The organism is Nonomuraea lactucae, from assembly GCF_003313395.1.
GTDB classification, from domain to species: Bacteria; Actinomycetota; Actinomycetes; order Streptosporangiales; family Streptosporangiaceae; genus Nonomuraea; species Nonomuraea lactucae.
Map to the genome: position 1 here is coordinate 1 of NZ_QNFZ01000814.1, position 5,384 is coordinate 5,384.

Below are 5,384 nucleotides of genomic sequence, written 5' to 3' on the forward strand. Positions count from 1 at the left end.
ATGGTCAACGGCCACGGCTTCGGCGAGACCATCCGCAGCATCAACGGCGCCCTCGAATGCGGCGGCCGCAACCCCGCCCAGGTGCAGAGCCGCGTCAACGCCTACCAGCGATTCGTCCAGATCCTCGGCACCACCCCGGGCGGCAACCTCAGCTGCTGACCCGGACGCGCACACAAAGGCGCGGCCCGCTGGGCCGCGCCTCTCTCCCCGGCTGTCAAGCCCAGGAGGCGATCAGAAGACGTCGTGCCTGCTTCCCCAGACCGTCCCGAGCTTGCCGATGTCGCACAGGCGGATGTCGAAGTCGCGCGTGATGCGGAACGGCCCGAAGTGCTTCGTACCGCTCACGACCTTGTGCGTCTCAAGGTGCGACTCGCCGAACTCGTCGAAGTACCGGAACCTCACCCGGGTGAAGTCCTGCGGGCCGGGCCCGCCATCCCACAGGGTGCCCTTGAAGTAGTGGCGGCCACCCTTCCTGTACACGGTGCCCTTGAAGTAGCCCTCCTTGTTGGGGGACCAGAACGTGAACGAATACGTGGCCGACGTCTTCGCGACCGAGGATGGGGCCGCCTCGGCGGCGGCGGGCGCGGCAGTCAGGCCGGCGACCGCGGAGCCGGTCAGCACAACGCTGACGGCAAGGTTACGAATCTTGTTCATGATCTCCTCCGAAACGGGCTTGCAGCACTTGTCGGTCAGGTCGCTCCACCATCGACATCCAGCCCACCGACCCCAGCAGGCCTCAGCCGGCCCGCGACGTGGATCCGGCCAGGCTGCCGGTCACCGCAGCCTGTCTCACTGTGAAAACGATGTTGTCGCGGCAAACGACGATGACATACGGGCATAGCGGGAGCATCGGTCGATCGACCTAGTCCCACGGAAAGCCGAGCGCGAACCGGGCGAGACCGAGGTCAGGACCGGGGTTCGGCGTCCGCGCCGAGCGCTGTCGCGGCAGCCTGGAGGTCGCGCAGCGCCGCGTGCGCGATCTCGATGAAGGGCTGCCGGTTTTCGGGCGCCGCCCAGCGCGCGAAGGCGGTGCTGAACGCGAGAACGCCCACCTCGGCGGCCAGGCGTGCGGTCGTGTCGTCGGCTCCGCGCGCGCGGAGAGCGTCGGCCATGGCGGAACCGAGGCGCGCCAGCTTGAGCAGCTCGCGTTCACGCAGCTCGCTGCTGGTCGCGATCAACGTTCGCCGCTGCCCGGCGAGATCATGGCGGTCTGGGGTGAACGCGGCGGCGACGGACTCCAGTGCGGCGGCGAGGCAGCCGGCGATCGCCGTCGAGGGCGGGGCAGTCCGGATCGCATCGCTGAAGAGCTCCGCCAGCGCGTCCGGCCCGCCGAACATCACCTCACGCTTGTCGGCGAAATGCCGGAAGAACGTGCTCTTGGTCAGTCCGGCGCGATCGGCGATCTCGGCAACAGTCGTGGCGTCGTACCCACGCTCGACGAACAGAGCGAGCGCGGCGCGCTCGAGGCGTTCCCGCGCGTTCGGTTCCCATCGGCCCATGCCGAGAGTCTAAGTGATGACACCAGGTCTCATCACCGGCTAGAGTGATGGGACCGAGTCCCATCAGGTTCTCGGCCATGCGACAGTCAGCACACCCCAGGGGGTATCCATGCGTATTTTCGTCACCGGCGCGTCCGGCTGGATCGGCTCGGCAGTCGTCCCCGAACTCATCGGCGCGGGGCACCGGGTCCTCGGGCTCGCCAGGTCGGATTCCTCGGCCGCCGCCATCGCCGCCAAGGGAGCCGAGGTGCTCCGGGGAGACCTGGACGACCTGGACACCCTGCGCGCCGGGGCCGCCGGGTCCGACGGGGTCATCCACCTCGCGTTCATCCACGACTTCACCCAGTTCGAGGCCTCGGTACAGGTCGAAGCGCGCGTTGTCGAGACGATGGGCGCCGCGCTCGAGGGCTCAGGCAAGCCCCTGGTCATCGCCTCCGGGACGCCCGCGCTGCCTGGGCGCGTGGCGACCGAGCGCGACGAGTCCGCTGCCGGCGGGCTCGTCGCGAGCCGGGGCGCGAACGCCCAGGCGGCTCTCGGCATGGCGGCACGCGGCGTGCGCTCGTCCGTCGTGCGGCTGCCCCGGTCGGTACACGGCGAAGGCGATCGCGGCGGCTTCATCAGCCGCCTGATCGGCATCGCCCGGGACAAGGGCGTCTCCGGCCACGTCGGCGACGGGTCCAGCCGCTGGCCCGCGGTGCACGTACGGGACGCCGCGCACCTGTTCCGACTGGCGGTGGAGCAGGCCCCGGCGGGATCGGTGCTGCACGCGGTCGCCGACGAGGGCGTGCCGGTAGGCGACATCGCCGCGGTGATCGGCCGTCACCTGAACCTGCCTGCCGCTTCCCTCGCGGCCGAGGACTTCGGCTTTCTGGGAAGGGTCCTCGCCGTCGACCAGCCGGCATCCAGCGTGCTCACCCGCGAGCTGCTCGGGTGGCGGCCGGCCCAGCCAGGCCTCATCGAGGACCTGGACAAGGGCCACTACTTCGCCTGAGCAAGCGCCCCGTCGCCGGCGGCGAAGGGGGCCGGGGCTCGGCAGCCTGTCGTCAGCGCCGCCGGGTCCAGTGCTGAATCTGATAAGCGCGCAGCTCGCGGCGCGCCTGGTGACGGCTGCGGCGGCGCTCTTCGCGCCGGAAGTAGTGCCACTCCCGGCCCCCGTCGATGCCACCGCAATCGAAAATGTAGTAGTCGGTGGCGCGCCAGTAGCAGCCGCTTGTGCGGCGGCTCAGGGACGCGCTGCCGGCGGTGATCTCGTCGGACAGCGTGCACGGCCCGTACCGATGATCATGTACAGGCAGGCAGGTCACCATCGGCGCGTCGGCTATCCGCACCCACCAGGGCCGGGTCTTGTCGGTCTTGCTCATACGGTCACCTTTCGGCTCCGTGACGCCCCGGGTTGGGGCTGTCATGGGACCGGATGCACCGTGATCACCTCCGAATTCGCGCGATGTATCGGGACCGGTATCGGGACCGAAAGCTGCGTTGCCGCTCAGGGAGCTTGACTCCGACGTTACCGTCCGAGCCGCGTGACCGCGCGGGTGAAGTCGTGTTGTCAGCTCCTGGCGGACACAGTCAGCCGTCCACGTTCGAGGACCGGCACTGAACCGGCCTCCCTCGGGAAGTCTGCGTCAGAGGGGCAAGCGACCGCGAGAGGGGCGGGCGATGAGGGCCGAACCCACGATCCGGGTCCGCCGGGTCTATGAGGAGCCTTCCGGCGACGACGGCACGCGGGTGCTCGTCGATCGGATCTGGCCGCGCGGGCTGTCCAAGGCGCGGGCCCGCCTGGACGAGTGGTGCAAGGACGTCGCGCCCTCGACGGAGCTGCGCAGGTGGTACGGCCATGCCGCGCACCGCTTCGCCGAGTTCGGCCGTCGCTACAGGCGGGAGCTGAAGGACCCCGAACGGGCCCGGGCCCTCGCCCACCTGCACGAGCTGGCCGAAAGGGGCACGCTGACGCTGCTCACCGCCACCGAGCGGCCCGAGCTCAGCCAGGCCGCGGCGCTCGCCGACCTTCTTCGCACCCACTCCGATTGATCGTCGTGGCGCCGCTCGGCCGCGCGCCCGAGGTCTCGCCTGGGCGGGGGCTGGGCACGACCGGGCGGTTTCACGGGCTGGGCGCGCTCCGGGCCCCGCGACACGTCGGCCCGGTCAGGCGCGCCTTCTGATCCGGATCTTCGACTGCTTGTGGGGGAGTTGCTCCCAGTCGTCCATGAAGGTCGCGTCCAGCCCGTACCGGTGGGCCAGCGCCACGAGGGTATCGGTGCGGTAGTAGAAGTCCTCCCGCAGGACGTGGTGCTCCTTGCCCTCGGTGCGGTCGAAGGTGAAGTCGAACCACCCCTCCGGCCGCATGACCCGGCCGACGTGGGCGAAGCACTCCTCGATGACGTGCAGCGGCGAGTGGGAGAAGACGCTGTGGGCGTGCACCACGTCGAAGTGCTCGTCCGGCAGGAACGCCAGGCGCAGGTCGCGCACCGGGGTCAGGTGCGGCAGCTTCTCGCGCAGGCCGTGCTGGACGACCGTCTCCTGCGCCGCGATGAGGATGTCGGGCGAGATGTCGAGGCCGTAGTAGTTGCCAGCGTGCAGGTAGTCGATGAACAGGCGCCCGGCGCGCAGGTTGCCGCAGCCGATCTCCAACATCCTGAACTCCGGCTTGAGCCCGTGCTCCCGCAGGTAGTCGAACTGCATGCGCCCCAGCGCGAGCCAGCGCTCGTGGGTGTGGGAGCCGACCGCGCCCTCGGGGCTCCGCGCGGTGTCGTGCTTCATGACGGCCCGGTAGTACGCGACGTGGTCGCGGTTGCGCAGGCGCAGCCAGGTGTCACGGGCCAGCCGGCGCAGGTGCGGCACGATCCTCTGGGGGTGCGTCACGGCGTAACGGGCTTGGTGCGCGAGGCTGGAGCGGTTGTGTTTCAACGGTGACCACCAGATGTGATTCCTTCGGGGACTTGGAATCTAGGCACCGGTGTTCAAGCGCTCGATCACCAGCGTATATGGGGAAGGCAAAGATGGCGGCCGGGCCGTAACCGGCCGTCGGCTTTGCCCGGCTTCCTGTAGAAGCGCCGGCGGCTCGGGTCACCGCACCGTCGAGCTGCCTGGCTCCATGCTGAAAGGCCACCACCGAGTTGGCAACCCCGGGGGAGAGGTTCCGGCCACTCACCATCCATGATCTCCATGGCGGGCTTCCGGCGGTGTCTCGGTCGCCTGCCGTCCGGCGTCGACACAGCGCCGCGATCCCCTGTGACGGCGGGCCGCTCACCGCGGGCCTCGACGGCCGCACCCATCCCCCTCGGCTCGGCGACGGCGGCCGCCGCACGGACCGCCTGCCGGGGGTAGCTCGCAGCGACCGACCTCGGGAGCAGGGTCATTGTCGCGCCGAGGCCGATGGGCGCGAGCAGCTGGCCGAACTCCGCCTCCGACCCGCACCACCAGGACCCCGTCGGGTGACCCCGCGCCGCAGTCCCGCACGGCGGGCGCCCGTACGGACGTCAGGCTTCGGAGGTGGGCAGGGCCAGTGAGGAACGGGCGGCCTCCTGTAGGTCGGCGAGTCGGTGGGCGGGCAGTTCGAGGGCCGTGACGCCGTCCGCCCATGGGGCCACCCGCAGGACGATCTCGCGGGCCTGTCTCTTGGTGAGGTGGGGGTGGGCGGCGATGAGCGCCTCGCGCCAGGTGTTGACGAGCTTGCCGTGGGCGCGGTCCAGCAGGTGGCGCACCAGGCGTTCGGCCGGGTCTGTGGGGGGCGTGCGGCGTACCGCGTCGATGGCGGCGCCTCTGGCGGCGATCTCGTAGACCGGGGAGAGCGGCGCGGTCAGGCCCGCCGGGTCGGCGGGGGGCGTGGCCGGGTAGGCGCGGACGTGAGGGGCGCGGGCGGCCAGCAGCAGCCGCGGCAGGGCG

The 5,384-nt window shown here is 70.6% G+C and carries 7 protein-coding genes and 1 pseudogene; 3 read left to right on the forward strand and 5 right to left on the reverse strand.

The window, feature by feature from the left end:
* Positions 1-159: a glycoside hydrolase family 19 protein gene (locus tag DQW85_RS28360; protein ID WP_240197484.1), complete on the forward strand. Its 159-nt coding sequence runs from the start codon at positions 1-3 to the stop codon at positions 157-159.
* A gap of 72 nt (positions 160-231) precedes the next feature.
* Here the strand turns inward: DQW85_RS28360 and DQW85_RS28365 are convergent, their stop codons facing one another.
* Both DQW85_RS28365 and DQW85_RS28370 read right to left on the reverse strand, forming a co-directional pair.
* Positions 232-654, reverse strand: a complete 423-nt coding sequence (locus tag DQW85_RS28365) for a hypothetical protein (RefSeq protein ID WP_162795445.1) — start codon at positions 652-654, stop codon at positions 232-234.
* Between the two features lie 251 nt (positions 655-905).
* Complete coding sequence (locus DQW85_RS28370; RefSeq protein WP_113702939.1) at positions 906-1,499, reverse strand: TetR/AcrR family transcriptional regulator; 594 nt, start codon at positions 1,497-1,499, stop codon at positions 906-908.
* A gap of 109 nt (positions 1,500-1,608) precedes the next feature.
* Here DQW85_RS28370 and DQW85_RS28375 point away from each other — a divergent pair, with 109 nt between their 5' ends.
* Positions 1,609-2,490, forward strand: a complete 882-nt coding sequence (locus DQW85_RS28375; protein WP_113702940.1) for an SDR family oxidoreductase — start codon at positions 1,609-1,611, stop codon at positions 2,488-2,490.
* A 52-nt stretch (positions 2,491-2,542) separates the two neighbouring features.
* Here the strand turns inward: DQW85_RS28375 and DQW85_RS28380 are convergent, their stop codons facing one another.
* A complete protein-coding gene (locus DQW85_RS28380; RefSeq protein WP_113702941.1) occupies positions 2,543-2,860 on the reverse strand; it encodes a hypothetical protein in 318 nt (105 codons plus the stop codon).
* Positions 2,861-3,158: 298 nt separating this feature from the next.
* On the opposite strand from DQW85_RS28380, the gene DQW85_RS28385 reads away from it, so the two are divergent.
* Positions 3,159-3,530: a DUF488 domain-containing protein gene (locus tag DQW85_RS28385; RefSeq protein WP_113702942.1), complete on the forward strand. Its 372-nt coding sequence runs from the start codon at positions 3,159-3,161 to the stop codon at positions 3,528-3,530.
* Between the two features lie 114 nt (positions 3,531-3,644).
* Here DQW85_RS28385 and DQW85_RS28390 read toward each other — a convergent pair whose 3' ends face one another.
* Both DQW85_RS28390 and DQW85_RS28395 read right to left on the reverse strand, forming a co-directional pair.
* Positions 3,645-4,361 (reverse strand): class I SAM-dependent DNA methyltransferase, encoded by a 717-nt coding sequence (locus DQW85_RS28390; protein WP_338043424.1) that lies wholly within the window; start codon positions 4,359-4,361, stop codon positions 3,645-3,647.
* A 617-nt stretch (positions 4,362-4,978) separates the two neighbouring features.
* Positions 4,979-5,384: pseudogene (locus tag DQW85_RS28395) on the reverse strand (bis-aminopropyl spermidine synthase family protein); the annotation flags it as partial.